This is a genomic window from Pantoea stewartii subsp. stewartii (assembly GCF_008801695.1).
In the GTDB taxonomy this organism is placed as follows: Bacteria; Pseudomonadota; Gammaproteobacteria; order Enterobacterales; family Enterobacteriaceae; genus Pantoea; species Pantoea stewartii.
In genome coordinates this window covers 1-249 of sequence record NZ_VZPF01000324.1, presented here as the reverse complement: position 1 = coordinate 249, position 249 = coordinate 1, and the positions used below count along the sequence as shown (strand labels likewise).

General features: G+C 61.8%; 2 pseudogenes. Both read right to left on the bottom strand.

What is annotated here, in order from left to right:
• Positions 1-101: pseudogene (locus F7Q90_RS27000) on the bottom strand (IS66 family insertion sequence element accessory protein TnpB); the annotation flags it as partial.
• Positions 98-249, bottom strand: a pseudogene (locus tag F7Q90_RS26385) (IS66-like element accessory protein TnpA); the annotation flags it as partial. The pseudogenes F7Q90_RS27000 and F7Q90_RS26385, both read right to left, overlap by 4 nt.

The following is a 249-nucleotide window of genomic DNA, read 5'->3' as shown; positions in this document are numbered from 1 at the left end:
AACGTATTCTGCACCCTGGAAGCCAGACCATTGAAGCCGTTGCGCATGTCCGTGACGCCGGCGACCAGCCAGATGCGGGAACCTGCAGGGAGTGATATCACCGGCTCCCTCCCTGCATTTCACGGATAAGCATCTGAAGCAGCTCTGGCGTCAGCTTTCCGCTGATACGAAGCGTGCCGGCGGGCAGAACCAGCTCACAGCAGGGGGCATCGTCGCTCTGAACGGACGGTGGATGAGGCTGTCCGGGGC